General features: G+C 70.8%; 25 protein-coding genes. 8 read left to right on the top strand and 17 right to left on the bottom strand.

What is annotated here, in order from left to right:
• Positions 1 to 22: 22 nt before the first annotated feature.
• On the top strand, positions 23 to 1450 hold the full coding sequence (locus AC1DDU_RS12510) for a hypothetical protein (protein WP_477434567.1): 1428 nt from the start codon (positions 23 to 25) through the stop codon (positions 1448 to 1450).
• An 11-nt stretch (positions 1451 to 1461) separates the two neighbouring features.
• On the opposite strand, the gene AC1DDU_RS12505 is transcribed toward AC1DDU_RS12510, so the two are convergent.
• The 6 genes from AC1DDU_RS12505 to AC1DDU_RS12480 all read right to left on the bottom strand — a co-directional run bounded on the left by AC1DDU_RS12505 (position 1462) and on the right by AC1DDU_RS12480 (position 7319).
• A complete protein-coding gene (locus AC1DDU_RS12505; protein ID WP_477434565.1) occupies positions 1462 to 2592 on the bottom strand; it encodes a glycosyltransferase in 1131 nt (376 codons plus the stop codon).
• A 3-nt stretch (positions 2593 to 2595) separates the two neighbouring features.
• Positions 2596 to 4071: an LCP family protein gene (locus AC1DDU_RS12500; RefSeq protein WP_477434563.1), complete on the bottom strand. Its 1476-nt coding sequence runs from the start codon at positions 4069 to 4071 to the stop codon at positions 2596 to 2598.
• The gene (gene purE / locus AC1DDU_RS12495) at positions 4068 to 4535 is read right to left on the bottom strand and encodes a 5-(carboxyamino)imidazole ribonucleotide mutase (RefSeq protein ID WP_477436809.1); all 468 of its coding nucleotides are present in this window, start codon (positions 4533 to 4535) and stop codon (positions 4068 to 4070) included. Before purE ends, AC1DDU_RS12500 begins: the two co-directional genes overlap by 4 nt.
• Positions 4536 to 4647: 112 nt before the next feature.
• Positions 4648 to 5784, bottom strand: coding sequence for a 5-(carboxyamino)imidazole ribonucleotide synthase (locus AC1DDU_RS12490; RefSeq protein ID WP_477434561.1), 1137 nt, complete (start codon positions 5782 to 5784; stop codon positions 4648 to 4650).
• 64 nt (positions 5785 to 5848) lie between these two features.
• Entirely contained in the window at positions 5849 to 6433 is a 585-nt protein-coding gene (locus tag AC1DDU_RS12485) for a PH domain-containing protein (protein ID WP_477434559.1), read from the bottom strand.
• Positions 6434 to 6500: 67 nt separating this feature from the next.
• Entirely contained in the window at positions 6501 to 7319 is an 819-nt protein-coding gene (locus AC1DDU_RS12480; RefSeq protein ID WP_477434557.1) for a biotin--[acetyl-CoA-carboxylase] ligase, read from the bottom strand.
• Between the two features lie 157 nt (positions 7320 to 7476).
• Here AC1DDU_RS12480 and AC1DDU_RS12475 point away from each other — a divergent pair, with 157 nt between their 5' ends.
• Positions 7477 to 9066 carry an acyl-CoA carboxylase subunit beta gene (locus AC1DDU_RS12475; RefSeq protein ID WP_477434555.1) on the top strand — a complete coding sequence of 530 codons (1590 nt, stop codon included), beginning with the start codon at positions 7477 to 7479 and terminating at the stop codon, positions 9064 to 9066.
• Positions 9063 to 9302 (top strand): acyl-CoA carboxylase subunit epsilon, encoded by a 240-nt coding sequence (locus AC1DDU_RS12470; protein WP_477434553.1) that lies wholly within the window; start codon positions 9063 to 9065, stop codon positions 9300 to 9302. The genes AC1DDU_RS12475 and AC1DDU_RS12470 overlap by 4 nt, the downstream gene beginning before the upstream one ends.
• Positions 9303 to 9628: 326 nt before the next feature.
• Here the strand turns inward: AC1DDU_RS12470 and AC1DDU_RS12465 are convergent, their stop codons facing one another.
• Genes AC1DDU_RS12465 through AC1DDU_RS12455 form a run of 3 tightly spaced genes read right to left on the bottom strand, consistent with a single transcriptional unit; the run spans position 9629 to position 12643 of the window.
• Complete coding sequence (locus AC1DDU_RS12465; protein WP_477434551.1) at positions 9629 to 10729, bottom strand: hypothetical protein; 1101 nt, start codon at positions 10727 to 10729, stop codon at positions 9629 to 9631.
• On the bottom strand, positions 10726 to 11976 hold the full coding sequence (locus AC1DDU_RS12460) for a sensor histidine kinase (protein ID WP_477434549.1): 1251 nt from the start codon (positions 11974 to 11976) through the stop codon (positions 10726 to 10728). Before AC1DDU_RS12460 ends, AC1DDU_RS12465 begins: the two co-directional genes overlap by 4 nt.
• Positions 11966 to 12643, bottom strand: a complete 678-nt coding sequence (locus tag AC1DDU_RS12455) for a response regulator transcription factor (protein ID WP_477434547.1) — start codon at positions 12641 to 12643, stop codon at positions 11966 to 11968. The genes AC1DDU_RS12460 and AC1DDU_RS12455 overlap by 11 nt, the downstream gene beginning before the upstream one ends.
• 68 nt (positions 12644 to 12711) lie before the next feature.
• On the opposite strand from AC1DDU_RS12455, the gene pseI reads away from it, so the two are divergent.
• Positions 12712 to 13767 (top strand): pseudaminic acid synthase, encoded by a 1056-nt coding sequence (gene pseI / locus AC1DDU_RS12450; RefSeq protein WP_477434545.1) that lies wholly within the window; start codon positions 12712 to 12714, stop codon positions 13765 to 13767.
• 26 nt (positions 13768 to 13793) lie between these two features.
• Here the strand turns inward: pseI and AC1DDU_RS12445 are convergent, their stop codons facing one another.
• Genes AC1DDU_RS12445 through AC1DDU_RS12415 form a run of 7 tightly spaced genes read right to left on the bottom strand, consistent with a single transcriptional unit; the run spans position 13794 to position 20549 of the window.
• A complete protein-coding gene (locus tag AC1DDU_RS12445; protein WP_477434543.1) occupies positions 13794 to 15215 on the bottom strand; it encodes a GNAT family N-acetyltransferase in 1422 nt (473 codons plus the stop codon).
• A gap of 5 nt (positions 15216 to 15220) precedes the next feature.
• Entirely contained in the window at positions 15221 to 15952 is a 732-nt protein-coding gene (locus tag AC1DDU_RS12440; RefSeq protein ID WP_477434541.1) for a cytidylyltransferase domain-containing protein, read from the bottom strand.
• Positions 15949 to 17079: a DegT/DnrJ/EryC1/StrS family aminotransferase gene (locus tag AC1DDU_RS12435; RefSeq protein ID WP_477434539.1), complete on the bottom strand. Its 1131-nt coding sequence runs from the start codon at positions 17077 to 17079 to the stop codon at positions 15949 to 15951. The genes AC1DDU_RS12440 and AC1DDU_RS12435 overlap by 4 nt, the downstream gene beginning before the upstream one ends.
• Before the next feature lie 4 nt (positions 17080 to 17083).
• Positions 17084 to 18067, bottom strand: coding sequence for a UDP-N-acetylglucosamine 4,6-dehydratase (inverting) (pseB, locus tag AC1DDU_RS12430; RefSeq protein WP_477434537.1), 984 nt, complete (start codon positions 18065 to 18067; stop codon positions 17084 to 17086).
• The gene (locus AC1DDU_RS12425) at positions 18064 to 18441 is read right to left on the bottom strand and encodes a hypothetical protein (protein ID WP_477434535.1); all 378 of its coding nucleotides are present in this window, start codon (positions 18439 to 18441) and stop codon (positions 18064 to 18066) included. Before AC1DDU_RS12425 ends, pseB begins: the two co-directional genes overlap by 4 nt.
• A 22-nt stretch (positions 18442 to 18463) precedes the next feature.
• Positions 18464 to 19153, bottom strand: a complete 690-nt coding sequence (locus AC1DDU_RS12420) for a glycosyltransferase family 29 protein (RefSeq protein ID WP_477434533.1) — start codon at positions 19151 to 19153, stop codon at positions 18464 to 18466.
• Positions 19154 to 19208: 55 nt separating this feature from the next.
• The gene (locus tag AC1DDU_RS12415; RefSeq protein WP_477434531.1) at positions 19209 to 20549 is read right to left on the bottom strand and encodes a class I SAM-dependent RNA methyltransferase; all 1341 of its coding nucleotides are present in this window, start codon (positions 20547 to 20549) and stop codon (positions 19209 to 19211) included.
• A 45-nt stretch (positions 20550 to 20594) separates the two neighbouring features.
• On the opposite strand from AC1DDU_RS12415, the gene AC1DDU_RS12410 reads away from it, so the two are divergent.
• The 4 genes from AC1DDU_RS12410 to AC1DDU_RS12395 all read left to right on the top strand — a co-directional run bounded on the left by AC1DDU_RS12410 (position 20595) and on the right by AC1DDU_RS12395 (position 24084).
• Complete coding sequence (locus tag AC1DDU_RS12410) at positions 20595 to 21272, top strand: Maf family protein (RefSeq protein ID WP_477434529.1); 678 nt, start codon at positions 20595 to 20597, stop codon at positions 21270 to 21272.
• A 122-nt stretch (positions 21273 to 21394) separates the two neighbouring features.
• Complete coding sequence (locus tag AC1DDU_RS12405) at positions 21395 to 23161, top strand: acetyl/propionyl/methylcrotonyl-CoA carboxylase subunit alpha (RefSeq protein ID WP_477434527.1); 1767 nt, start codon at positions 21395 to 21397, stop codon at positions 23159 to 23161.
• A gap of 78 nt (positions 23162 to 23239) precedes the next feature.
• The gene (locus tag AC1DDU_RS12400) at positions 23240 to 23743 is read left to right on the top strand and encodes a hypothetical protein (RefSeq protein ID WP_477434525.1); all 504 of its coding nucleotides are present in this window, start codon (positions 23240 to 23242) and stop codon (positions 23741 to 23743) included.
• Positions 23744 to 23784: 41 nt separating this feature from the next.
• Complete coding sequence (locus AC1DDU_RS12395) at positions 23785 to 24084, top strand: hypothetical protein (RefSeq protein ID WP_477434523.1); 300 nt, start codon at positions 23785 to 23787, stop codon at positions 24082 to 24084.
• Between the two features lie 123 nt (positions 24085 to 24207).
• Here AC1DDU_RS12395 and AC1DDU_RS12390 read toward each other — a convergent pair whose 3' ends face one another.
• Positions 24208 to 25656: an NAD(P)H-quinone dehydrogenase gene (locus AC1DDU_RS12390; RefSeq protein WP_477434521.1), complete on the bottom strand. Its 1449-nt coding sequence runs from the start codon at positions 25654 to 25656 to the stop codon at positions 24208 to 24210.
• Between the last annotated feature and the right edge of the window lie 111 nt (positions 25657 to 25767).

Raw genomic sequence — 25767 nt, 5'->3', positions numbered from 1 at the left:
GTGAGCGGGTTAGCGTCAGGGGATGAGGATCTGGAATCCGGCGGAGCGCGCGCGGAACTTCGTCGCACGGGTGCGTGCGATGAGCGAGGGCGTCGAATCGCTGCAGGAGGAGCTGGGCCGACTCCGCACCGAGGTCAACGCCTTGGGCGCCCAGGCGGGTGCCCTGCACGGTGATTCCGAGCAGACGCACCGACTCCTCGTCGAGACGCGCACCGCACTCGAGCACACCACTGCGATGGCCGGCCGGGCCGCCCAGCGAGCGTCGCTGCGGCGGGATCGGGCCCGCGTCATCTTCCTGGTCCACAATCGCGACGCATGGGATGCCATCGGCGAGCTGATCGACATCCTTCGGGCCGAATCTGACTTCGAACCGATCGTCGTGAGCATCCCACACCAGTACGGCGGCGATGCCGCCCCCCGGGGCGAGGGGAGAGTGCACCGATTCCTGTCGGATCGGTCAGTCCCTCACCTTCGGCTGCGCAACGACGATCTCGCCTCTGCCACCGAACTGCTGTTCGCCTTGGATCCGGATGTCGTGTTCCGCCAGAGCCAATGGGACGCCGACGTGGATGCGGCGTTCTCACCGGCGAGCCTGGCGTGGACGCGACTGGCGATCGTGCCGTACGAGACGATGAATCCCACGCACAACGTGCCGTGGGATGACCCGCCTGTCAACAGTGCGGTGGACCAGCACCTGCATCGCGCGGCATGGCTGGTGTTCTGCGCGAACGAGGAAGCACTCGACATCGCCCGCGCGGACTCTCTCACTGGCGCCCGGCAGTTCCGCGTCGTGGGGCATCCGAAGGCTGATGCACTGCGCAGGACGCCCGCACGCTGGCCGGGGCACGAAGACGCACCGGGTCGACCTCGCCGCGTGCTGTGGTCGGCGCACCATTCGATCCTCGACGGGTGGAACGACTTCGGGATGCTTCCCCGCGTGAAGGACGACATGCTGCGGTGGGCACGTGAGGAACCGCGCACAGAGTTCGTATTCACCCATCACCCGTATCTGCGCGGCTCGATCCGCCGATCCGACAGCCCCCTGACCGACAGCGAGTTCAAGAACTGGCTGGCAGAGTGGCAGCGGCTATCGAACACGTTCTACGACCGGGGGCCGTACGCCTCGCTGCTCGCCGCGACGGACCTGCTCGTCACCGACGGCCCCAGCATGATCACCGAGTCGCAGGTGCTCACGATTCCCACCGTCTTCCTGGAACGCGAGGACCACGTCGAGTTCAATTCACTCGGGGATGTCATCGTCACCGGCGTCCATCGCGTCCCGGACGTCGCTCGCGCGCGCGCGGTCGCTTCCGCGATCGCAGACGGGGATCCGCTCGCGGACGTCCAGCGGACCAATGTGGGGCGGCTGTTCGGTGCGCCGGGTGCGGCACGGCGCATCGTCGAGGTCATGCGCGCAGAGATCCGCGCAGAGCGCCCCCCACGTCCGTAAGCGCCCGTCCGTCACAGCTCGGCGTGCAGCATCCACACCTTGTCGGCGGCCTCGCGCCACGAGAACGCACGCCCGCGGTCGCCGGCGAGCACTCCGAGGCGCTCCGCCGCGGCGGTGGACCCCAGACCCGACGCCAGCGCCGAACCCATCCCGTCCGCGAGCTCCGCCGCGTCGGCCCCCGACACCAGGACCCCCCCGTCGAACACGACCTCGTCGTGAACGCCGGACGAGGCGGCGATCACCGGCACACCGAGCGTCAGCGCGTCGACGACGCGCCACGGGAAGGCCGCGCGCCGCGACGGCGCGAGGAACGCGACAGCCCCGCCGAACACCGCCGCGCGATCGGCGGCATCCAACGACCCCCGCACGTGAAGGGCGCGCTCCGGAATCCCGGCCGCCGAAGCGATGTCGGCGACGGCGGGCTCGTGCCCCTCCTCGACGTCGATCACGACGACGGGGAGGTCGACGCGGGATGCCGCGACGGCGGCGAGCCCGGCATCCAGTCCCTCCGAGGCCAACGGCCCCGCGGCAAGCAGCAGGTAGCCCTCCGGGAGGCCCAGCGCACGGCGACGTCCGACCTCGTCCACCGGCACCGAGAAGCCCAGCGGCGACGCGCCTGCGATGACGCGCATCCGATCCCCGAGGGGCGGTGCGATCTCGAGCAGGCGTTCGGCGAGCGAGTGCGTCGGCACGACGACGGCGTCGGCGTGCTTGACGGCGCGCTTGAGCATCGCCTTGTGCCAGGCGGCTGCCGATCGCGGCAGCTCGGTGGGCGATTCCCACGGGCGCAGATCCCACACGGTGACGACCGTCTGGTCGTGGTCGTGCACGCGGTCGTGGCGCACCAGCGGCGCGAACAGCGACGGTGCGTGGATCATGCCGCCCCCGATGCCGGTGCCGACACCCAGTTGGAGCGCGGCGGCGAGCTCACGGCGCGGCAGCGCGGTGCGCCGTACGCCGGCGAGACCGGGCACAGCGGCGAACGCCGACTCGTCGCCGCCGGCGGGGGCGATCGCCTCGACCTCGCAGCCGGTGGGGACGCCGATCACCAGCGCACGGGCGAGCTCCCGCGACGCCTCCGCGAGCTCGGGCTCGGTCGGTGCGACCAGCTGATCGAGCACGATGCGCAGCGTGGCGACCACGGGTCAGCCCTCGGGCGTCGGGGTCGGCGGGTGCAGCGACGTCTGCATGAGCTCCTTGATGTAGGCGTAGTCCGGGTTGAACTCGTCGATGCCGCCGGCAGGCGTCAGCTCGATGGTCTGCACCTGCTGCTCCTTGGCCTTCAGCGCGAGGTCGACGAGCGTCGGGATGAGCGACTGGGGCAGATCCGTCTTGACGATGTCGGCGCCGGCGGCGGCCACGTCCTGGAAGCGCGTCAGCACCACCTGCGGGGTGAACTGCGCCAGGATCGCCGACTGGAGCTCGCGCTGGCGCTTCATGCGGTCGAAGTCGCTCGTGGTGTACCGCGAACGGGCGTACCACTGGGCGGTGTCGCCGTCCATGTGCTGCTGCCCGGGCTCGATCCAGCCGATCGCCCAGCGGTCGACATCGTGCGGGTCGACGCCGTCGGGCGGTCCGCCCTTGGGGAGCCGTTCGGTGACGTTGATGTCGACCCCGCCGAGCGCGTCGACGAGCGAGGCGAATCCGTGCATGTCGACGAAGACGTAATACGGGATCTTGATCCCGAGGATGCCTTCGGCGGCGTCCTTGGTCGCCTCGATGCCGGGCTCCGAGCCGTTGGCCTCGGCATCCGGATACAGCTCCTTGCCGTCCTGGCAGACCTCGACCTCTGTGCGCAGCTGGTTGATGCCGCTCCCCCAGCCGCATGTCGGGTCGGCCTGACCCTGGTGCCCCTCGGGGTAGCGGTCCTGCATCGGCCCCTTCGCGAACGGGAAATGGGGCATGTCGCGAGGGATGCCGGTGATCGTCGTCGCGCCGGTCTGGGCGTTGACCGACACCACCGAGATGCTGTCGAACCTCATGGAGTCGCGACCCTCGCCGCTGTCGGCGCCGAGCAGCAGGATGTTGTAGTAGCCGTCCGACGGGGGCACGGTCGGCCCGCTCGCCCCGAAGATGGTGCTGATCGTGCTGCGGATGGTTCCGACGGTGCTGGAGGCGTAGGCGGCGGTGCCGCTGGCCACCACCATCAGTCCCACGGCGACGATCGCGATCGCGAACCGCGCCCACGTGCCGGTCTTGACCAGGCGCACCAGGCGCAGCGTGTCGATCGTCAGCACGACCCAGAGCACTGCGTACGCGAGCAGCAGACCCTGCGCGAGCAGCAGCGGGACGGGCCGCAGCAGCCCCAGCCAGTCGGGAAGCCACGCGCTGGTGGCGATGCTGATGCCCGCGGTCGGCGCAAGCAGCGCGAACAGCAGTGCCACGACCGCGATCACCCAGAGCGTGAGCGTCGAGGCGATGCCGAAACGGCCGAGCCTGCGGTTTCCGGCGAGCACCTGTGCGGAGCCGGGCAGCAGGAAGTTCAGCGCGACGAGCCACCAGCCGCGGCGGGTCATGACGGCGCGGGAGGAGGCATCCGGATTGCGCATCGGGCGCTCCTCGACCACTCCGGCGCTCCCGGTGGGGCGCGCGGTGCTCCGAGCAGGGCTGGCGACGCTCACAGCGACTCCTTGAGCCGCCGGTTCTTCTCCTCGACCTGTGCTTCCAGGTCGCGGGCGTACGCCTCGACCCGTTCCGCGACGGCGGGGTCGGCGGCGCCGAGGATCCGCGCGGCGAGGAGTCCGGCGTTCTTCGCGCCGTTGATCGACACCGTGGCCACCGGGATGCCGGCCGGCATCTGCACGATGCTCAGCAGCGAGTCCATGCCGTCGAGCGTCGCGAGCTGCACCGGTACGCCGATGACGGGCAGCGCCGTCACCGACGCGAGCATGCCGGGCAGGTGCGCGGCGCCGCCGGCTCCTGCGATGATCGCCCGCAGGCCGCGGTCCCGCGCCTCTCGTCCGTAGCGCATGAGCTTGTCGGGTGTGCGGTGCGCCGAGACGACCTCGACCTCATGCGGGATGCCGAAGTCGGTGAGGGCCTGCGAGGCGTCGCTCATGACCCGCCAGTCCGAGTCGGAGCCCATGACGACGCCGACCAGCGGCGCGTCGGAGGAATGAAGGGGCGCAGTCACTCGTCAAGGGTAGGGGTCGAGGCTGAAGATCACCGCAACGGCGCGCTTGCGGGGGCCGCAGCGATCAGTCCAGGAAGAAGGATGCCGCCGCCCGTGCCTGGTAGGCGACGTCGTCGAGGTCGCCGCCCACGACGTTCACGTGCCCGACCTTGCGGCCGGGTCGGGGCGCCTTGCCGTAGGTGTGGACCTTTGCCTGCGGGTGCTCGCCCATGGCCGCGGCGAAGCGCGCGTCGAGGGCGTCCTCGACCGGACCGCCGAGGATGTTGACCATGACCGCCCATTCGGCGACGGGCTCGGTCGCGCCCAGCGGCAGGTCGAGCACAGCGCGCAGGTGCTGCTCGAACTGGCCGGTCACGGCGCCGTCCTGGCTCCAGTGGCCGCTGTTGTGCGGACGCATCGCGAGCTCGTTGACGAGCAGGCGCTCGTCGGTGGTCTCGAAGAGTTCGACCGCCAGCATGCCGGTCACGCCGAGGCCGTCGGCGATCGCGACGCCGATCTCGGCGGCGACCTGCTGCAGCCGCTCGCTCGAGTGGGGCGCGGGCGCGATCACCTCGGCGCACACGCCGTCGCGCTGCACCGTCTCGACGACCGGATACGCGCGCACGGCACCGGAGGGGCGCCGCGCGACCTGCTGCGCGAGCTCGCGGGTGAATTCGACGAGCTCCTCGACCAGGAGTGCGCCGCCGTGGGCGTCCTCGGCGAGGGTCGCGAACCAGTCGTCCGCCTCGGTGCCCGCCGACACGACGCGCACGCCTTTGCCGTCGTATCCGCCGCGCGGGGTCTTCACGACGGCGCGGCCGCCGTGGTCTTCGATGAACGCCTGCAGCTCGTCGGCGTTCGTGACGGCCGCCCAGTCGGGCTGCGGCATCCCGAGCTCCTGCAGTCGCGCGCGCATCAGGAGCTTGTCCTGCGCGAATCGCAGTGCATCCGGACCGGGGTGCACGGCGATCCCCTCGGCGACGAGGGCCGTCAGCACGTCCTGCGGCACGTGCTCGTGGTCGAACGTGACCACATCGACCTCGCGCGCGAACGCGAGCACGGTCGCGGCGTCGCGGTAGTCGCCCACGGCGGTGGCGGCGAGGGATGCCGACATCCCCGCGTCCTCTGCCAGCACCCGCAGCTCGACCCCGAGCTCGACCGCCGGCGCGATCATCATGCGGGCCAGCTGCCCGCCCCCGACGACTCCGACTCGCAGCGTCATGCCACTCCCTCTCGACTGCACACTCCCTCCATCATCCCGCACCCGGGGCGGAGGAAGACGACGTTCAGGCCGTCGGGGCGGGCGCCTGCGGCGGGAGTGGTGGCGGCGGACCGGGCGGGAGGGGCTGCGCGTCGCGGTGCGCCAGGATCTGATTGACCTCGACCTGGTCGACCAGAGCCTCATGGACGAGGTCGACGCTCGGGATGTTCGCCAGACGCAGCGGCTCGTCGACGCCGTTCTTCAGCGTGATGGTCCCGGCGCCCCACATGCGCTGCAGGATGCCGCGCCGCACCGTGAGCGTGTAGCCCCGCACGTGGGCGAGCTCGCGGCGCTTGACCGCGAACACCCCGCGTCGCTCCATCACCCGCCGCGTCGTGATCGTGTAGACGTGCGCCCACCACCGCAGATAGGGCAGGACGACCAGCAGCAGCACGACGGCGGCGGCGGCGGTCAGCAGCATCCAGTTCTCGAACGGCGCCGGGAGGTTGCCGTAGAAGTAGCCGCAGGCGCCGGCGACGACGATGAGCACCAGCGCCGACCATGCCAGACGCCGCGCGTGGGCGCGGAACCGCGCCACGAGCAGCTCGGGCGTGGGCGCGCCGGGGGCCGGCGTCAGGGGCCTCCCCCCGTAGCTCACCGGCTGCGTCATGCACCCATTGTGCGATGACCGGACGCCTGCGCGCTGCGCACCCGCCGTCTGGCGTCATCCAGGACGGTCAGAGACCGCTCGGCGGGGGCGTGCGCACGTGGACGACATCGCCGGCCGACACCACGCTCTCGAACTCGCCGTCCTGCACGACCACGAGCCTGCCGTCGGGGTCGATCCGCTGTGCGCGGCCGCGCAGGGTCTCGCCGTCGGGGAGCGAGACGGCCACTTCGCTCCCCAGCGTGCCGCACAGCGCCTCGATCTCGGCCAGCACGCCGGCTGCGGCCGCGTCGCCCCCTGCGGCGGCGAGCGCGGTGAGTTGCTCGTCGAGCGCCGTCAGGTAGTCGGCGATCAGGCGGTCGTCGTCGCACGTGCGGCCCAGGGCGGCGAACGACGTCGCGGTGGGCACCGGGAGGTCGACCGAGGCCATCCGGGTGTTGACGCCCGAGCCGATGACGACGGCATCCGGATGCCCCGGCACGACCTCCGCGAGGATCCCGCAGACCTTCATCCCGTCGATCAGCACGTCGTTCGGCCATTTCAGCCGCGCGGCGTGGGCCGTGCCCACGAGCTGGGCGGCGATCGCCCGCGTCATCGCGGCTCCCGCCACCAGCGGGACCCATCCCCGGGCGGCGGGCGGGATCTCCGGCACGCGGACCACGACGGACAGCGCCAGGGCGCTCCCCGGAGGCGTCACCCACGTGCGATCGAGGCGTCCGCGTCCGGCGCGCTGGTCGGTGGTCAGCAGGAGCGACAGGTGCGGCCACTCGTCGGGCGCCGTCGTCACATGGCGGACGACGTCGGCGTTGGTGGAGTCGGTCGTCACGGCGACCTGCACCCGAGGACTCACGGCGGCGGCGAGGGGGTATCCCCCGGACTCGAGCGACATGCCAGCCACGCTACCCCCGGCGTCGAGTGACGGCACCCCGGCGCCGACCGGACAGCCCGGGGTGGCGGCATCCGTCGCCGTCGTCGACAGCGGATGCCGCAACCCCTTGTGCGAACCCTCCAACCGTTCGCGCGGACCCGCCGATAGGGTGGAATCCGTGACCGAGCAGCCCGACCTCTCGACGACCGCCGGCAAGATCGCCGACCTCCGCGCCCGCTTCCAGGAGGCCGTCCTCGATCCCGAGGAGGTCGCCAAGGAGAAGCAGCACGCCAAGGGCAAGGGCACTGCGCGCGAGCGCATCGAGCAGCTGCTCGACACCGGCAGCTTCGTCGAGCTCGACGAGTACGTGCGCCACCGCACCACCGCGTTCGGCATGGACCGCTCCCGGCCCTACGGCGACTCGGTCGTCACCGGCGTCGGCACGATCCACGGCCGCACCGTCGCGGTGTACTCGCAGGACTTCTCGACCTTCGGCGGCTCGCTCGGCGAGGTCGCCGGCGAGAAGATCATCAAGGTCATGGAGTTCGCGCTGCGCAGCGGCATCCCCATCGTGGGCATCCTCGACTCGGGCGGCGCCCGCATCCAGGAAGGCGTCGTCGCCCTCGGCAAGTACGGCGAGATCTTCCGCCTGAACACCCGTGCCTCGGGCGTCATCCCGCAGATCTCGATCATCATGGGCCCCGCCGCCGGCGGTGCGGTCTACTCCCCCGCCCTCACCGACTTCGTGGTCATGGTCGACAAGACCAGCCAGATGTTCGTGACCGGCCCCGACGTCATCAAGACCGTCACCGGCGAAGACGTCGGCATGGAAGAGCTGGGCGGCGCGCACACGCACAACACCCGCTCGGGAGTCGCGCACTACCTCGCCGAAGACGAGGACGACGCGATCGACTACGTCCGCACGATGCTCGGCTTCCTCCCCGACAACAACATGGCGGAGCTTCCGGTCTACGAGACCGGCTTCGAGTTCGAGACGACGGATGCCGACCGCGCGCTCAACGCGATCATCCCGGACTCGCCGAACCAGCCCTACGACATCCACCAGGTGATCCGCGGCATCGTCGACGCCGAGGACTTCCTCGAGGTGCAGCCGCTGTTCGCCCCCAACATCGTGATCGGCTTCGGTCGCATCGAGGGCCGCTCGGTGGGCATCATCGCCAACCAGCCGTCGCAGATGGCGGGAACGCTCAACATCGAGGCCGGCGAGAAGGCGAGCCGGTTCGTGCGGTTCTGCGACGCGTTCTCGATCCCGATCGTCACGCTCGTCGACGTGCCCGGCTACCTCCCGGGAACCGACCAGGAGTGGACCGGCGTCATCCGCCGCGGCGCGAAGCTGCTGTACGCGTACGCCGAGGCGACCGTTCCGCTGGTGACCGTCATCCTCCGCAAGGCCTATGGCGGCGCCTACATCGTGATGGGCTCCAAGCAGCTCGGTGCCGACATCAACCTGGCGTGGCCGACCGCCGAGATCGCCGTCATGGGCGGCCAGGGCGCGGTGAACATCCTCTACCGCGGCGAGATCAAGAAGGCCGAGGAGGCCGGCGAAGACGTCGCCGCCGTCCGTACGCGCCTGGCGAACGAGTACACCTACAACGTCGCGTCTCCGTTCCTCGCGGCCGAGCGCGGCGAGCTGGACGGCATCATCGAGCCCGCGCAGACCCGCGTGTCGATCGCGAAGGCGCTGCGATCCCTCCGCGGCAAGCGCGCGAGCCTGCCGCCCAAGAAGCACGGGAACATCCCGCTGTGAGCAGCGCCGAGGAGACGGATGCCGCCGGCGACGGCGTCACGATCGATGTCCTCCGCGGCATGCCCACGGAGGAGGAGCTGGCGGCGCTCATCGCCGTCGTGAGCCAGGCCTACCTCGGCGAGGCCGCCGAGGCGGTCGTCGAGGACCGCGCGCACCGGACCGGCTGGGAGCTCTCCCAGCGCACGGTGCGCCGGCCGCTCGATCGCGACCTGGGGTGGGGACGCTTCGGAGGCTGACCGATCCCAGCACCGGTCGCACCGCGGACTCCCAGGATTTGTCCCCCGAAATACCTACAGACATGGGACTTACGATCTAGAGATACTTGTTCCGCTGGAACGCTTTTGCGTTCGGCCGATCCGAATCCGTTCTGCGGATAGTCCCGGATCCGGCCATGCGAACGGTTTTCGGGTAACCGTTCGCCGGGCGAGGGGCGGGCGGCTTCGCCGCCCCTCGCCTCTTCCTCTCCCGTTCTCCATCCGGCATCCCCTCCCCCAGCCGGATGGGGGGCGTGTGCGCCCCCCGCCATCGCGTGAACGGGCGCCGCATCGCGCGGGCGACCGCCTCAGGCGGCGCCGGGGTGAGGGATCTCCCGCCACAGGTCGACGGCGTCCTCGTCGCTGGGCGCCCCGACGGGAGTCGAACGCCCCACGACTGTGACGGCGATCCGCTCGTCGGGCGAGGTGCGGATGTAGAGCCGGTCGGAGCTGGCGGAGCGGAGCGTGTCGGCAAGCTGAGCGCGGATGACCGCCAGCCCCTCCTCGCCGACGTCGTCGAGACCCCCCTCGTCGAGAACGGTCACGTTGGCCCCTCGTCGTCGCGCCCGCGCAAGCTCGGCGCGGACGTCGTCGTCGAGGAGGCGAGGGCCGCGCATCTCGTCACGCAGCGTACCCTCGGCGATGCGCGCCTCCAGCCGATCGGCGTCGGTGAGCGCACCGGCATGAGCGACGGTACGGGTCAGCACCGGACCCGCGACGGCCAGGGCGCGCTGCACCTGCACTCGTCGCTCACGTTGACGCACCACCTGCGAGGTCTGCCACGCGGTGGCGGCGCGCTGAAGTCGCGTCAGCCGTGAGGTGTCCCGCGCGGCGCGGTCCATCGACCGCACGAGCAGCTGCGCGCAGGTCACCCACACGATGGAACCGACGAGCCCCAGCGCGAGCGCCGTCCCCGGTCCCATCCACACCATCGACGCGACCGCCAGCGCCAGCGTGCCCGACCATGCCGCCCAAGGCCGCCGCCGAACCATCACGATCGTCATCAGCGCACCGATCCCACCGAGATACCAGGTGGCGAACGAGGCCGTGCGGGAGGCGCTGCCCACGCCGACCGAGATCGCGGTCGGCACGATCAACGCACACGCGAGAGCGAGGATCTGCGCGACGAGCGGAAGCCGCGCGGGACCGCGGACGCCGTCGGTGCGGACCGCGCCGGTCGTGAGTGCGCTCTCCTCGGCCTGCACGGAGCCGGCCACCGGGGCGGCGGACACCCGGGCGGGCGAGCGCTCCCAGAAGATGCAGAGCCATGTCGTCGCGAGATAGAACGCGAGCGTGACGACCACCAGCAGCGGATACGCCACGGTGCCGTCCCACCACAGCCCGCGGGCCGCGAGATACGCCGTGAACGCGACAGCGAGCAGGACGAGGACGTTCTTGACGCTGATCATGCCGCCGGCTCCTGCCAGGTCAGTCGCACCACGGTGCCGTGGGGGCCGCTCTCGAGGTCGGCCTGGCCGCCCACCGCGGCCACCCGTGCCACGATCGACGCGCGGATCCCGAGACGGTCGTCGGGCACGGCATCCAGATCGAATCCCTCTCCCGCGTCGTGCACTTCGACGCGCACGCGCGCACCCTGGGCGATCACGGCGATGCCCAGCCCGGCACCCTCGGCGTGTTGGATGGCGTTGGCCACCGCCTGAGTGGCCGCAAGGGTGAGAGCGCGGGCGACGCGACCCGGCAGCGGTGTCGCGTCGGCGGCGATGCTGCGTTGGACGTCCACATCGACACCCAGCTCGCGCGCGGCAGCCGCGATGTCGTCGCCGAGGGCCTCGGCATCCTTGGGCTCGTCAGTGCCTTCGTGCGCGTCCTGCTCCGTGTTCGCCAGCCGGGTGAGCGCCTCACGCGCCATCGTGGCGGCGAGGGTGCGCTCGCGGGGCGTGGTGGCACGCTCGGCGGCGATGAGCGCCGCAAGCACGCTGTCGTGCATCAGGGCCGCCACCGCGACGCGTTCCTGCTCCGCGGCGTCGGCGGCGGCCGCATCGGCATAGGAAGCGACGGCGCGCGCCCGGGTCTCGTCGACGTTGACGGCCACCGAGCGGAACAGCCAGCCGAGAGTGAGGATGACGCCGCCGAGAATGAGTGCGAACGACACGTCCAGGCCGACCGTCAGCAGGTACTCCCCGCCGAATCCGCACTGGATCAGCCGCACGAGCCCGAAGAGGACCGGCGCGACGATCGTCCACGCGATCTGCAGCGGGAAGCTGAAGGCGAGCACCGCCGCCAGCGTCGCGATGTTGACGAGGTACCAGATCCACGGTTCGTCGACCGAACTCGGCACGATGCCCGCCGTCGCGACCGGCCACAGCAGGAGGGCGACGATGTAGATCACCGCGAAGGCCCCGGCCGCGATGCGCACGCCCCGGCCGATGACGCACGCGAGGATCATCACCGCGAGCGAGCCGAACACCACGACCATCAGCGACTCGTGCCAGCCCGGCCGCTCGTCGGAGGGACCGAGCGCCGACAGGAAGGCCTGCACGCCGAGGATCAGCGAGCCGAAGCCGCCGGCGACGAGCGAGATGATGCGCTCGACACGTGAGCGCGTGAACGAACCGATCCCGGCCGTCGCCTGCGAAGAGTGGGGGATCTGCCCCCAGGCCGCGGCGAGGACCGCACCCTGTCCGTCAGCGGCCACGTGCACCCTCTCCGGCGTCGGCGGACGGTTCGTCGAGGATGCCGTCCTCGACCGCCCGGTGCAGCAGGTCGATCTTGGTCGGGGCGGGGCGCCCGACCTCCACGTACTTCACCCGGATGCGCGTGATGTTCTCCTTGGCGGTCGAGTACGCGACGCCCAGCCGGTCCGCGACGACCTTCAGCGGCAGCCCTGCGGCGTAGAGCCGCAGCACGTCGCGCTCGCGCGCCGACAGCTGCGCGTCGGCGAACGCCCTGTCGCCCTCCACGGCGCTGGCCCACTCCACGTTGTTCAGCGGCTCGCCCTTCGCGACGGTGCGCACGGCCGCGATCACGTCGCCGATCGGCGACGATTTGCTGACGACGCCGGCCGCCCCCGCGGCGAGAGCCTCGCGGACCGCTGCCGGGCGGTCGGCGACGCTGTGGATGATCACGCTCGAGCCGTCCAGGACCAGGCGCCGCACGTTCTCGGTCACGGTGGTGCCGTCGCCGAGGGTGAGGTCGAGGACGACCACGTCCGCCGGCGCCTCCCGTGAGAAGGCCCGCCAGTCGAGATACTCGGTGACCGTGCTGCCCGAGAAGGCGACGTGCATGCCCCCGGTCCGCGCGCAGGCGGCCTCGAGTCCGAGCCGGACAGACTCGTGGTCGTCGATGAAGGCCACGCGCGTCATGCCGTCAGCCTACCGAGACCCTGGCCGAGACCGGTGACCTTGTAGCCTGATGAGACAGAAAGGCAGTCATGATCCCCCACGCAGTCACCATCGCGGGTCGCCCCGTCGGTATCGAGCACCCGCCGTTCGTGATCGCAGAGGTTTCGGGAAATCATGGCGGCGACCTCGGTCGGGCCCTGGCGATCATCGATGCGGCAGCGGACGCCGGCGTGGACGCCGTGAAGTTCCAGACCTACACGGCCGACACGATCACGATCGACGCCGACGGGCCGGCATTCCGCGTGTCGGATGAGCACGGCCTCTGGGGTGGAAGGACCCTCTACGACCTCTACACCGAGGCTCACACGCCCTGGGCGTGGCATGAAGAGATGTTCGCCCGCGCCCGTGAGCGCGGGCTCATCCCCTTCTCCAGCCCGTTCGACACCACGGCGGTCGATCTGCTCGAGCGGCTCGACGCCCCTGTCTACAAGATCGCCTCGCTCGAACTCGGCGACACCGGTCTCCTGCGCGCGGTCGCCGCGACCGGCAAGCCGGTCATCATCTCCAACGGTGCCGCCAGCATGCTCGAGGCGACCCAGGCGATCCAGACGCTCCGGGACGCCGGCGCCCGTGAGATCGTTCTCCTCTCGTGTGTGTCGTCCTACCCGGCAGATCCGCGTGAGGCCAATGTCCGCAGCATCCCGACGCTGCGCAATGCCCTCGATGTCGAAGTCGGATTCTCCGACCACACGCCGGGCATCGGTGCGGCGCTGGCGGCAGTCGCTCACGGCGCCAGCGTGATCGAGAAGCACCTGACGCTCTCGCGCGCCGAAGGCGGCGTCGATGCCGCGTTCTCGCTCGAGCCGAGCGAGTTCGCCGCCTTGACTCAAGAGACGAGACGCGCGTGGGAGGCGCTCGGGTCTGTCACGCCGATGGTGACGTCGGGCGAATCCGAGAGCCGGAGACTTCGGCGATCGCTCTGGGTGGTGAAAGATGTCGAGGCGGGCGAGCTGGTGACTGCGGACTGCGTCCGTTCCATTCGTCCCGCGGGCGGGCTTCCGCCCGCGGAGTGGGAGGTCGTCGTCGGTCGCCCCTTCCGACGGTCCGTGCGGCGCGGCACGGCGCTCTCGTGGGACCTCATCTGAGCCGAGCGCCCGCTTTCCCGGCGAGCTCAGAACCCGATGGCCCACCGTTCCCAGCCATCGGCCGACCCCGCGAGCAGGAATCCCGCACGCCGGAACAAGGCGCGGGACGCCTCATTGGATTCGCGGAGCTCAGCCACGACACGGTTGCCGGCCTCGGGTGATAGCGAAGCGAGCGCCCGGTCGATCATGCTGCCGCCGATGCCTCGGCCACGCTCTCCGGGTGCGACGGTGACCGAGATCTCCCACTCACCAGGTGAGAGCGCATCGAGCCGCACCGTCCCGACGGGGCGACGCCGCGTCGCCACGAGCAGCCTGCGGTCGGCGCGGCTCAGGGATCCCGTCAGCCATGAAAGGTGGTCGGGCCAGCGAAGCGCCGTGGTGTTTCGCGATTGCCGTCGCACCGACGGATCGTTTCGCCACGCGTAGAGGCGGCCCGCGTCGCGCAGCTCAGCCGGCCGCAGTTCGAGCGACGACGTCCGGCGATCCCGCACGGCCCCATCCCACGCGTCGACGACCCGCGCCGCGCCGCGTCCGTCCACCATGCGGCGGGCGCGCTCGGCCATCGCTCGGCGAGCGGGCGAGTCCAAGGCCATTCGCGCGAGCTCGGCCATCGGCACGTCATCGGGAGGCGGCAGGAAGCCGAGGCCGATCGCCGCACCCTCGGCGAGCAGTGTGTCGTAGTGATCCCGCTGATTCTCGGCGACCCCCACCAGTGCCATGGGGATCCCCATCGCCGCCAACTCCCACACGGTCGTGCCCGCGGCGGTGATGACGAAGTCCCAATGCGAGACCAGCGAGGGCAGATCTGCCAGACGCGGCACCGAAGCCACTCGCGGCGTCGCTTCCGTGGCGCCGACGAGTCCGACGCGCGCGACACCGGGGGTGCCGACCGCGGCGCGGGCGACAGCGATCCCGTAGCCGGCGGCATCCGTCCCCCCCATCAGCACCAGCACCTTGAGCCCGCCCGCTTCGGCGACGTCAGCCTGATCGCCGCCAGCGCCGACCAGCTCACGACGCAGCAGCACGTGGTCGGACCCGAGGCACACATCGGCGTCGCCGTAGAGCTCATCGAACTCCCGGGTCGCGCGCGGGGAACCGTCGACGATGACGTCCGCGGATCGGCGACCGTACTCGGCATCCGTGGCGGTGGAGATCACGCGATCCTCCGAGTCCGCCGCCGCCCGTATGTCGGGGAATCCCTCATATCGGTCGAGGTGGACCACCCGTGCGCGAACGGCCGCAGCCTGCGCCAGAAGCTCGTCCGCGGTCTTCGCCGCCGGCAGCACCTCGATGTCGGTGCCGCGGAGCATCTCGTGCGCCAGCTCGGCCTCGATGTCGCCCGAGATGACGGCGCGACGGCCGCGCGCCGCGAGTTCCTGCGCGAGAGCGAGAGTCCGCACGAAGTGGCCGATCCCGCCCCGCACGGTCGCATCGCAACGGAACAGCACCGCGCTCATCCCTCGTCGACCCGCTTCTGGATCACTCCGGCATTCAGTGCCACCAGCTCCGGATGGGTCTCGAGCAGTCGGACCACATCGCGCCAACGCGGCGGCCGGGGCAGCAGCGGCACGAGGGCATCCAGCAGAGCCGCGTCCTCCTCGACGTCGAGCGTCACGCGCAGATGCGACGAAGAGGGTTCCACCACGATTCCCGCCCGAGGGACGGAGGATCCGGCCGCATACACGCGACTGGTGACGTGAACCCTGTCGTGGCCCGCCGCGACACGATCGGTCTCTTCGAGCACGTCGCGGGTGATCAGCTCGACGTCCAAGCCGCGCGGGAGCGTGCGCTCCAGAGTCGTCGCGACGTACCCGAGCTCGGGGTCGCGCCGCCACAACGCGACCACCTGGTCGATGAGCGTGGAGTCAAGCAGTGGACAGTCCGCTGTCAGCCGCACGACCGCATCAGCCCGGCTCTCGTCGGCGGCGAGCACGAACCGGGAGAGGACGTCGTTCTCGCTCCCGCGGATGACGCACACCGATCGATCGATGCCCCACACAGCGATCGCGTCATCGACGTCGAGCGTCGAGGTCGCCACGACGACGTCGTCGATCTCGGTGGCCGACCTCGCGGCATCGACCACCCAGTCGAGGACGGGTCTGCCGTCGAGTGCGCGCAGCACCTTCCCGGGCAGCCGGGTCGATCCCATGCGCGCCTGGACGATGGCGACCACACGAGCTCTCACGCGCCGACCGCCTTCCTGACCGCGTCGATCACCCGATCCACGTCGTCGTCTGCGAGCGAGGCGTGCATGGGAAGCGAGATCTCCCGGCGATACCAGTCCTCAGCGACGGGACACAGGCCGCGACGGTATCCGAGGTCCGCGAAGACCGGGTGCCAATAGACCGGGATGTAGTTCACCTGGACGCCGATGCCGTCCGAGCGGAGCTGGTCGAAGATGCGCCGCCGGTCGACCGCGGGCACCCGCAGCGGGTACAGATGCCACATCGGGTCCGCCCCGGGCGGGCAGGTGGGCAGCTCGAGCCCGTCGATACCCGAGAGGCCCGCGTGGTAGCGGTCGAACACCGCCGCGCGCCGCGCCTTGAAGGCGGCGAGTCGGAGCAGCTGGCTCGATCCCAAAGCGGCCAGCACGTCCGGGAGCCGATAGTTCAGACCGAACGCGGCGATCTCCTGATGCCAAGGGCCTTCATCGGGCCACCTCTGCCGGTCACGCTCGCGGACCAGTCCGTGGTTGCGGAAGGACCGTGCCCGCTCCCAGAGGCCGCCGACACGTGTGACGACCGCGCCGCCCTCCGCGGTGGTGGCGTTCTTGGTCGGGAAGAAGGAGAACGTGGTGACATCGGCGAGGCTGCCTACGGGACGACCGGCCAGCGTGCTGCCGATCGAATGGGCTGCATCCTCGAGGAACACCGCCCCTGCGCGGTGGGCGACCTCCGACAGACGCGGGGCATCGACGGGAACGCCTGCGTAATCGACTCCGGCGATCACGTCCGTGCGGTCGGTCACCGCTGCGGATGCGGCATCCGGATCGAGGTTTCCGGTGGTCTCGTCCACATCTGCGAACACGATCGTGGCGCCCAGCAGCGCCGCCGTCGACGCCGTCGCTGCGAAGGTGAGGGGCGAGGTGACGACTTCGCTCGCCGGTCCGACGCCCGCTGCGTGATACGCGACATGGAGCGCGGCCGTTCCGCTGGTCACCGCAACGGCGGGAAGCTCCACCCCGGCGACTCTGCTCACGTCCTCCTCGAACGCGTCGACCGCGGGCCCGGTCGTCAGCCAATCGGAGCGGAGCGCCGCGACGACGGCTGCCACGTCGGACTCGTCGATGGACTGGCGTCCGTACTGGATCAACGACTCACCCCGCGTTCAGGATCGCGCGCAGCTCGTCGACGCTCAGCCAACGGTCGTTGCGGTCGGACCGGTAGCTCTCGCCCTCGGGGAAGGGCTTGCCGCCTTCCGGGGCCGTGTACCCCCATCCACTGAGATGCGGCTGCACGACGAAGCGGTCCCCCAGCACGAGCGTGCGACGAGCATCGTCCTCGGCGATCATCTCCTCGTGGAGCTTCTCCCCCGGGCGGATGCCGATCTCGATCGTCTCCGCGCCGGGAGCGACGGCTTCTGCGAGCTCGGAGATGCGGACCGAGGGAATCCGAGGGACGTAGAGCTCGCCGCCCGTCATGACGTCGAAAGACGACAGGACGAACTCGACCGCCTGCGGAAGGGTGATCCAGAAGCGCGTCATCCGCAGGTCCGTGATCGGCAGCGGCCGCCCTTCGCTCGCGAGCGCGCGCCACTTGGGCACGATGCTTCCGCGAGAGCCGGAGACGTTGCCGTAGCGGACGACGGCGAACCGAGTGCGGTAGTTCGCGGCGTAGTGATTGCTCGCGATGAACATGCGGTCGGCCGCGAGCTTCGTCGCCCCGTAGAGATTGATGGGGCTGGACGCCTTGTCGGTCGAAAGCGCGACGACGCGATGCACTCCCGCGTCGATCGACGCCTCGATCACGTTCTGCGACCCGCGTACGTTGGTCTCGACGAACTCGAACGGGTTGTACTCGGCCGTATCGACCTGCTTCAGCGCGGCCGCGTGGATCACGTAGTCCACGCCGTGCATCGCGCGGCGGAGGCGGCTGACGTCACGGATGTCACCGAGGAACCATCGCAGCCGCGGGTCGTCGCCGAACTGCTGCCGCATCTCGAACTGCTTCAGCTCGTCGCGGCTGAGGATGACGAGCCGTCCGACGTTGCGGTTCTCGAGCAGCTCCCGAGTCAGCGCCTTTCCGAGCGAGCCGGTACCGCCGGTGATGAGGATCGAACTCCCGTCGAGGACCGAACTCACGAGCGCGGCTCCTCGAGGCGGCGCAAGCGCTCCTCGTAGTGGCTGACGAGCTCCAACCGCAGGCGGGCGCGCTCGTGCTCCAGCTCGGCGCGAGCTTGAGCATCAGCCGAATCGGGTTCCGGCATGACGAGCTGGCTGCGGAGCGACTCGAAGCGATACTCCAGCGCCGCGATCTGTGGCGCCACTCGGTCGAACTCGGTCCTCATGTGACCGTAGTCGGCGGCGAAGCGGTCGGTGACGCGGGCAAGCTCCGCCCGGACCGCGCTGATCTGCGCGTCGCGCTCGCGGACGAGCTCGTCGATGCGCTCGTCGAATCGTCGATCAACCCGATGCTCGACCGCGAGCGTCAGCCGATTCTTGATCCGATTGAACATGGTGATCCTCTGATGTGGGACTTCAACGATGGAAACGGATGCGACCGCTGTCGATCCATTGATGTGCGAGTCGCCCCTCGTTCGCAATCAGATGCTCCGGGCCCACGATGCAGGCGTCCCCATAGGCATGTTCCCAGGAGGTCTGGTCGGGTTCGTCGACGAATGACAGACCGGTGACATCGATTGTCGCATTCGGGAAGAGGTGTGCGGCGATCCACATCATGGTAGTTCCCGTCGTCGCCCATTGCCCGTCGCGTTCAGGGTCGAGACCGATTTCGCGATTGAGCGGGATGATGACGTCGCGATTCGGGACGGTGACGAAACCGAGGTCCTGCGGCCAGAATCTCGGGTAGATCTCCCACTCCCATTGCATCCGTCCGGGCTCGATCATGAGGTACAGCCGCTCTCGATACCCCGAGAAGAACCAAGGCGTCGGGCGGACGCCGCGGTTGAACACGACGACATCCGTCTTGGTGCCGAGCGATGGGGGATCGGCGGATTCATCGAGCCGGAATCCGTTGACGCGGAAGACGATGTCGGCCGAGTCGATGAGCTCGGCCCGCTCCTTCGACTCGGCGAGCGGCTGATTGCCGACGACCGCCACGCGCTCAATCGACCGACGGGATGCGTAGGTCGTGGCGAGCGGCCGCAGGACGTCGTAGAAGTCCTCGGCATCGGGCGGCGTCGATGGCGCAGCAGGGTCGGCTTTCATGATCGCGCAAGCCTATCCGGCGTTCGACGTCGAACGCTCGTCGATCGGGGTGCGGCTACTCCCGGGTGAGGACCGCGACGGCTTCGACGTGGTGCGAGTTGGGGAAGAGGTCGACCGCCCGGACGCTCTCGAGGGCGAATCCGCCGGACCGGAAGGTCGCGATGTCGCGGGCCAGCGCGACGGGGTCGCACGCGACGTACACGACGGTCCGGGGCGCGAGGGCGGTGATGTGCTCGACGACCTCGCGGCCGGCGCCGGCGCGAGGCGGGTCCAGGAGCACGACGCCCCGCGAGAGGCGCTCGCGCTCGGTGACGGATGCCTCCGCTCCCAGGCGTGCCAGCCATCGGTCGACGCGGCCGGTCTCGGCTCGCGCGCCGACCCAGTCCGCGAGGTTCTCGCCGGCGTGCTCGGTGGCGCGGGCATCGGACTCGACGGTGGTGACACGTGTGCCTGGGCCGCCGAGATCGCCGAGCGTCGCGGCGAAGAGCCCGACACCGCCGTACAGGTCGAGGTGCCACGCGTCGGGATCGACCGCGGCGTCCGCCGAGAGACCTTGGAGCGAGGACTCGACGAGGTTCGTGAGGGAGTGCGCGGCGAGCCGGTGCACCTGCCAGAAGCCTCCGGCGTCGACGCGGAAGTCCCGTCCGTCGACCCGTTCCACGACGATCTCGCGGGCGGGATCCTTGCGGGCGGAGGATGCTGCGCCCTGCGCGCCGCGGCGACGGCCTCGGTCGTGACGGCGTTCCTCAGGACGGGCGACGACCCGCACGCGGCCGTCGGCAGGCTGCACGAGGTCGATGCGGCCGGGAGCGCCGCCGCGGAGCGCCAGGCCCGCCTCCTGGACCTCCGCCGTCGCCAGGGGCAGGTCCTCGACCGCGATGACGCGATGGCTGCGCGCGGCGTACGGCCCGATGCGCCCATCGGCGTCGACGTGGAGGCTCACCCTGGTGCGCCATCCGGTGCCGTCCGCGGTCTCGTCGGCGAGCACCGCGCCGTCCGCCAACAGCACGGGCGTGGGCGGGACGATGCTCGCTTCCGGGGAGTCGATGCCGCCGAACCGCCGCAGGGCGTCGAGCAGCACCCGCTGTTTCAGCTCACGCTGGTGCGCGAGTTCGATGTGACCGAAGTCGGCGCCCCCTGGGCGGTCTTCCGGCGCGACGTCGACGTCGGCCTGCCGCCACACATGCGGTCGACGGTGCGGGGAGGCATCCAGCACTTCCAGTGTCTCCGCGCGCCAGAACGCCTTCTTCGAGGTGTCCGCCAGTCGCACGCGCACACGTTCGCCCGGGATGGCGTCGGGCACGAACACGACACGGCCCTCGTGACGGGCGACGAACACGCCGCCGTGCGCCACGTCGGTGATCTCGAGGTCGATGATGTCGCCGGGTTCACTCACCCGTCGAGCTTAGGCGCGTGCCCGCCCGCTGAGTACCGTGGACGCATGCGCGTCTGCCTCGCCTCGACCTCGCCCGCCCGGCTCATGCTGCTGCAGCAGTTCGGCATCCGCCCCCTCACCCTCGCGCCCGATGTGGACGAGGAGGCCGTGATCGCGACGGTGGAGGCGGCCGAGGGACGCACGCTCGCACCCGACGAGCACGTGCTGCTGCTCGCGCGCCGCAAGGCCGCCGACGTCGCGGCACGGCTGCGCGACGACATCCCCGACTTCGACGGCATCGTGATCGGCGGCGACTCGATGTTCGAGATCGACGGCGAGATCCTCGGCAAGCCGTACACCCCCGAGAACGCGGTGGCCCGCTGGCAGGCGATGCGCGGACGCACCGGCGTGCTGCACTCCGGCCACGCCGTCGTGCGCGTGCAGCCGGACGCGACGCCGCGCGAGGCGCACGCGACGGCGGCGGCATCCGTCTCCTTCGTGGACGATGTGACGGATGCCGAGATCGAGGCCTATGTGGCGACCGGCGAGCCACTGCTGGTGGCCGGAGCCTTCACCGTCGACAGTCTCGGCGGGGCCTTCATCTCCCGAGTCGACGGGGATCCCTCGACCGTGGTGGGGATGTCGGTCTCGACGCTGCGCCGCCTCGTGCGGGAGCTGGGCGGAGAGTGGACCGCGCTGTGGAACACCATCGACCCGTCGCTCGACGACACGCCCGCGCGGTAGGTCAGCGAGCGATGCGGCGCGCCGACGGACATCCGGCGTTGTAGTAGGAATCCCACGTTTCTCGTCGGTTCTTGTACGAACCGCTCAAAAGCGCAGGGGATGCCGTCGGTAGGCTGGCATCCATGCCTCAGATCGCCAAGGTTCTCGTTGCCAACCGCGGCGAGATCGCCGTCCGCGTCATCCGCGCCGCCCGCGACGCCGGGAAGTCCTCCGTCGCCGTCTACGCCGACCAGGACCGCGACGCCATGCACGCGCGGCTCGCCGACGAGGCGTACGCCCTCGATGGCGCGACGAGCGCCGAGACGTACCTGTCGATCGACAAGATCCTCTCCGTCGCGCGCCGTTCGGGCGCCGACGCGGTGCACCCCGGCTACGGCTTCCTCGCCGAGAACGCCGACTTCGCCCGCGCCGTGATCGCGGCGGGCATGGTGTGGATCGGCCCATCGCCTGAGGCCATCGAGGCGCTCGGCGACAAGGTGACCGCGCGCGCGGTCGCCGAGAAGGTGGGCGCGCCGCTCGCCCCCGGCACCCCCGGCCCGGTGGCCGGCGCCGACGAGGTCGTCGCGTTCGCCGAAGAGGTCGGCCTGCCGATCGCGATCAAGGCCGCCTACGGTGGCGGCGGCCGCGGCCTCAAGGTCGCCCGCACCCTCGAAGAGGTGCCCGAGCTGTTCGAGTCGGCCACGCGCGAGGCGATCACCGCGTTCGGCCGCGGCGAGTGCTTCGTGGAGAAGTACCTCGACAAGCCGCGTCACGTCGAGACCCAGTGCCTCGCGGATGCCGCGGGCAACGTCGTCGTCATCTCCACGCGCGACTGCTCGCTGCAGCGCCGCCACCAGAAGCTCGTCGAGGAGGCCCCCGCGCCGTTCCTCTCGGACGAGCAGAACAAGACCCTGTACGACTCGTCGAAGGCCATCCTCAAGGAGGTCGGCTACGTCGGCGCAGGCACGTGCGAGTTCCTCATCGGCGCCGACGGCACGATCTCATTCCTCGAGGTCAACACGCGCCTCCAGGTCGAGCACCCGGTGTCGGAGGAGGTCACCGGCATCGACCTCGTGCGCGAGCAGTTCCGTCTCGCCGAGGGCGAGGAGCTCGGCTACGACGACCCGGTCGCCGACGGCCACTCGATCGAGTTCCGCATCAACGGCGAGGACCCGGGCCGCGGGTTCCTCCCCCAGCCCGGACCGATCCACGTCTTCAAGACGTTCGGCGGCCCCGGCATCCGGCTGGACTCCGGCGTCACCGCAGGCGACAGCGTCTCGGGCGCGTTCGACTCGCTGCTCGCCAAGATCATCGTCACCGGCCGCGACCGCGCCGAGGCGCTCGAGCGCTCGCGTCGCGCGCTGGACGAGTTCGAGGTGTCCGGCCTGCCGACCGTGCTGCCCTTCCACCGCGCCGTCGTGCGTGACCCCGCGTTCACCGCCGAGGACGGCCGCTTCGGCGTCTTCACGCGGTGGATCGAGACCGAGTTCGTCAACGACATCGCGCCGTGGGACGGAGAGCTCGAGGCACCGGCATCCGCGGCCGCACGCCACACCGTGGTCGTCGAGGTCGCCGGCAAGCGCCTCGAGGTGAGCCTTCCCGACCGCGTCGTGACCGCGCCCGGCGTGGCCGGCCGCCCGGCCGCCGTGCCGCCGTCGCGCCGCTCGCACGCGCCCACGGTGGTCGCAGGCGCCTCGGGCGACGCCGTGAAGTCGCCGATGCAGGCGACCGTCGTCAAGGTCGCCGTCGAGGAGGGCCAGCAGGTCGTCAAGGGCGACCTCGTGGTCGTGCTCGAGGCGATGAAGATGGAGCAGCCCATCCAGGCCCACAAGGACGGCGTCATCGGCGCGATCAACGCCGACCCCGGCACGACGGTGGCCGCGGGTCACCAGCTCCTCACGATCTCCTGACGCGGTCGCGGTCTGCGGTCGCGCGGGTTGTCCACAGCCGCCGATCGGATGCCGCTTCCTCGTCGCTAGGTTGATCCCATGCTTGCTCGCGTCTCGGCGACCGCCACACTGCTCTTCGCCGTCGTCGCGCTGTCCGCCTGCACGGCCGCTCCGCCCGCTGCCGACGCGCCGCGCCCTTCGCGTTCCGTCGCCGAGGGGCCGGCCTCCCCGTCGCCCGATTCCTGGGCAGGGCACTTCGATGCCCGCGCGGCCGAGCTCGGCGGCGCGGGCGGAAGCGTGTCGTGGGGCGAGTTCGGGACCCCCGACGCGGTGTCGCCCGTCGGCTGGACGGATGCCACGCTCATCGCCGGCGACCACATCGTCGCCGTCGAGTGCGCGGGGCCTGCGGCCGTCTCGGTCCAGCTGACGCCGGGCACGACGGAAGGCGGAGCCCGGACCGCGGTCACCGGGGACGTGAGCTGCCCGGGCAGCGCCAGCCTCGCGATCACGACGGACGTGGAGGGGCTCACCGTCAGCGTCGACAGCCACGGCGAACCCGGCGCCTACCTCATCGCGACCGACACCGGCTCCGCGTCCGGCTGACACCGCTCGACGCTCCCCCGCCGGCAGTGCAGGATGGCGGAATGGATGCCTCCCCCGAGCGCGCGCCCGAGGTGTCGGCGCTGGCCATCAACGTCGTGATCCCCCCGGCCCTGCGCTGGACCGATATCCGACGCGGCGAGGAGTTCGAGCTGCAGACGCTCACCGTGCGCCTGCTGCCCGACCGTTCGCTCGCGGTGAAGGCGTACGGGCGACCGGTTGCCGGCGGGCGCGGCGCCTATGTGTCGTTCGCGATGCCCGATCGCCCCGAACTGCGCGCGCTGGTCGACGCCGCGGCGAATCGTGCCGCCGAGCTCTGGCGCGGCAACACCGGCCTCGACTGAGCCGGAGCGCGGTCGCGCCGTGCGCCGCGGCATCCGTCCCCTTCATACGTCCTCGCCGACGACGCCGGCCAGGCGCGCGAACGACGGGCGCACTCGGCGAGAACGTACGGTGCGGACCCCGCGTCAGCCGCCGTAGACGTTGTGGTCGACGACGTGCATCGCGCGTGCCGCATCCGTGATGCTGCCCGACAGCGACGGGTAGACCGCGAACACCCGCGAGACCTGGTCGACGGTGAGACGGCGTTCGACGGCGATCGCGATCGGGTAGATCAGCTCCGAGGCGCGCGGGGCCACGATGACGCCGCCGATGACGGTGCCGCTGCCCTCGCGCGCGATGATCTTGACGAAGCCGTCCTTGACGCCCATCATCTTCGCGCGCGCGTTGGCGGCCAGCGGCAGCTTGTGGACGACGCCGTTGATGTGACCGTCCTCGATGTCCTTCTCCTGCCAGCCGACGGTCGCGATCTCGGGAGCGGTGAAGATGTTGGACGTGATCCGGCGGCGCTCGAGCGGGATCACGACATCGCCGAGCGCGTGGAAGACGGCGGTGCGGCCCTGCATCGAGGCGACCGAGGCGAGCGGCACGAACGTGGTGCAGTCGCCGGCGGCGTAGATGTTCGGGACCGAGGTGCGCGCGACGCGGTTGACCTGGATGTGACCCGACTCGGTCATCTGCACGCCGGCCTCCTCGAGGCCGATGCCCTTGGTGTTGGGGATCGAGCCGACCGCCATGAGGCAGTGGCTGCCCTCGACGGTGCGGCCGTCCGAGAGCGTGACCACGACGCCGTCGCCGGTGTTCTCGACCCTGTCGGCGCGCGACTTCGACAGCAGCTTCATCCCGCCGCGCTTGAAGACGCGCTCCAGGACGGCGGCGGCATCCTTGTCCTCCCCCGGCAGCACCTGCTCGCGGCTGGACACGAGCGAGACCTTGGCGCCGAGGTTCATGTAGGCGCCGGCGAACTCGGCGCCGGTGACGCCCGAGCCGACCACGATGAGGTGCTCGGGCAGCTCGGTCATGTTGTACAGCTGCGTCCACGTCAGGATCCGCTGCCCGTCGGGCTTGGCGGTGGGCAGCTCCCGCGGCGACGCGCCGACCGAGACCACGAGCGTGTCGGCCTCGATGCGGTCGAAGTCGGTGCCGCCGGGGCCCGTCGAGACGACCACGGCATTGCCGCCCTCGAGACGCCCGTGGCCCGAGATGATGCGCACGCCGGCTTCGGCGAGGGTGGCCCGCATGTCGTCGGACTGCTGCCGGGCGAGCGTCAGCAGGCGCTTGTTGACGGCGGTGAGGTTGATGGCGATCTCGGGCTTGAGCGGCTTGCCGTCCTTGCCCTTCGCGAACAGCTGCACACCGAGGTCGCCGGCGCCGGCGATCGCGACGGCCGCGTCGGCGGTCGCGATGAGCGACTTCGAGGGGACGACGTCGGTGATGACCGCCGAGCCGCCGATGCCGGCCCGTTCGACGACGGTCACCTCGGCTCCCAGCTGGGCGGCGGCGAGCGCCGCCTCGTAGCCTCCGGGTCCACCGCCGAGGACGGCGACGCTCTGGGTGGTCTCGAAGCTGGTCGACATGGGTTCCATTCTCCCCTGCCGAGGACCCCGGACACGACACCCCGGCGACACACCCGGGCGCGCGACGAACGGCGTCCGCTGGCCCTCGTGCTCGCCGCTTCCTAAAGTGGT

Source organism: Microbacterium sp. 05T445 (assembly GCF_056395865.1).
This window is presented reverse-complemented; position numbering and strand designations above follow the sequence as displayed.

What these genes read in the sequence shown, in the direction of transcription:
- AC1DDU_RS12510 (WP_477434567.1), top strand. Translation starts at nt 23, where the DNA reads ATGAGGATCTGGAATCCGGCGGAGCGCGCGCGGAACTTCGTCGCACGG.
- purE (WP_477436809.1), bottom strand. Translation starts at nt 4,535, where the DNA reads ATGGGCTCCGACTCGGACTGGCGGGTCATGAGCGACGCCTCGCAGGCC.
- AC1DDU_RS12490 (WP_477434561.1), bottom strand. Translation starts at nt 5,784, where the DNA reads ATGACGCTGCGAGTCGGAGTCGTCGGGGGCGGGCAGCTGGCCCGCATG.
- AC1DDU_RS12485 (WP_477434559.1), bottom strand. Translation starts at nt 6,433, where the DNA reads ATGACGCAGCCGGTGAGCTACGGGGGGAGGCCCCTGACGCCGGCCCCC.
- AC1DDU_RS12480 (WP_477434557.1), bottom strand. Translation starts at nt 7,319, where the DNA reads ATGTCGCTCGAGTCCGGGGGATACCCCCTCGCCGCCGCCGTGAGTCCT.
- AC1DDU_RS12465 (WP_477434551.1), bottom strand. Translation starts at nt 10,729, where the DNA reads ATGATCAGCGTCAAGAACGTCCTCGTCCTGCTCGCTGTCGCGTTCACG.
- AC1DDU_RS12455 (WP_477434547.1), bottom strand. Translation starts at nt 12,643, where the DNA reads ATGACGCGCGTGGCCTTCATCGACGACCACGAGTCTGTCCGGCTCGGA.
- pseI (WP_477434545.1), top strand. Translation starts at nt 12,712, where the DNA reads ATGATCCCCCACGCAGTCACCATCGCGGGTCGCCCCGTCGGTATCGAG.
- AC1DDU_RS12425 (WP_477434535.1), bottom strand. Translation starts at nt 18,441, where the DNA reads ATGTTCAATCGGATCAAGAATCGGCTGACGCTCGCGGTCGAGCATCGG.
- AC1DDU_RS12420 (WP_477434533.1), bottom strand. Translation starts at nt 19,153, where the DNA reads ATGAAAGCCGACCCTGCTGCGCCATCGACGCCGCCCGATGCCGAGGAC.
- AC1DDU_RS12410 (WP_477434529.1), top strand. Translation starts at nt 20,595, where the DNA reads ATGCGCGTCTGCCTCGCCTCGACCTCGCCCGCCCGGCTCATGCTGCTG.
- AC1DDU_RS12405 (WP_477434527.1), top strand. Translation starts at nt 21,395, where the DNA reads ATGCCTCAGATCGCCAAGGTTCTCGTTGCCAACCGCGGCGAGATCGCC.
- AC1DDU_RS12400 (WP_477434525.1), top strand. Translation starts at nt 23,240, where the DNA reads ATGCTTGCTCGCGTCTCGGCGACCGCCACACTGCTCTTCGCCGTCGTC.
- AC1DDU_RS12395 (WP_477434523.1), top strand. Translation starts at nt 23,785, where the DNA reads ATGGATGCCTCCCCCGAGCGCGCGCCCGAGGTGTCGGCGCTGGCCATC.
- AC1DDU_RS12390 (WP_477434521.1), bottom strand. Translation starts at nt 25,656, where the DNA reads ATGTCGACCAGCTTCGAGACCACCCAGAGCGTCGCCGTCCTCGGCGGT.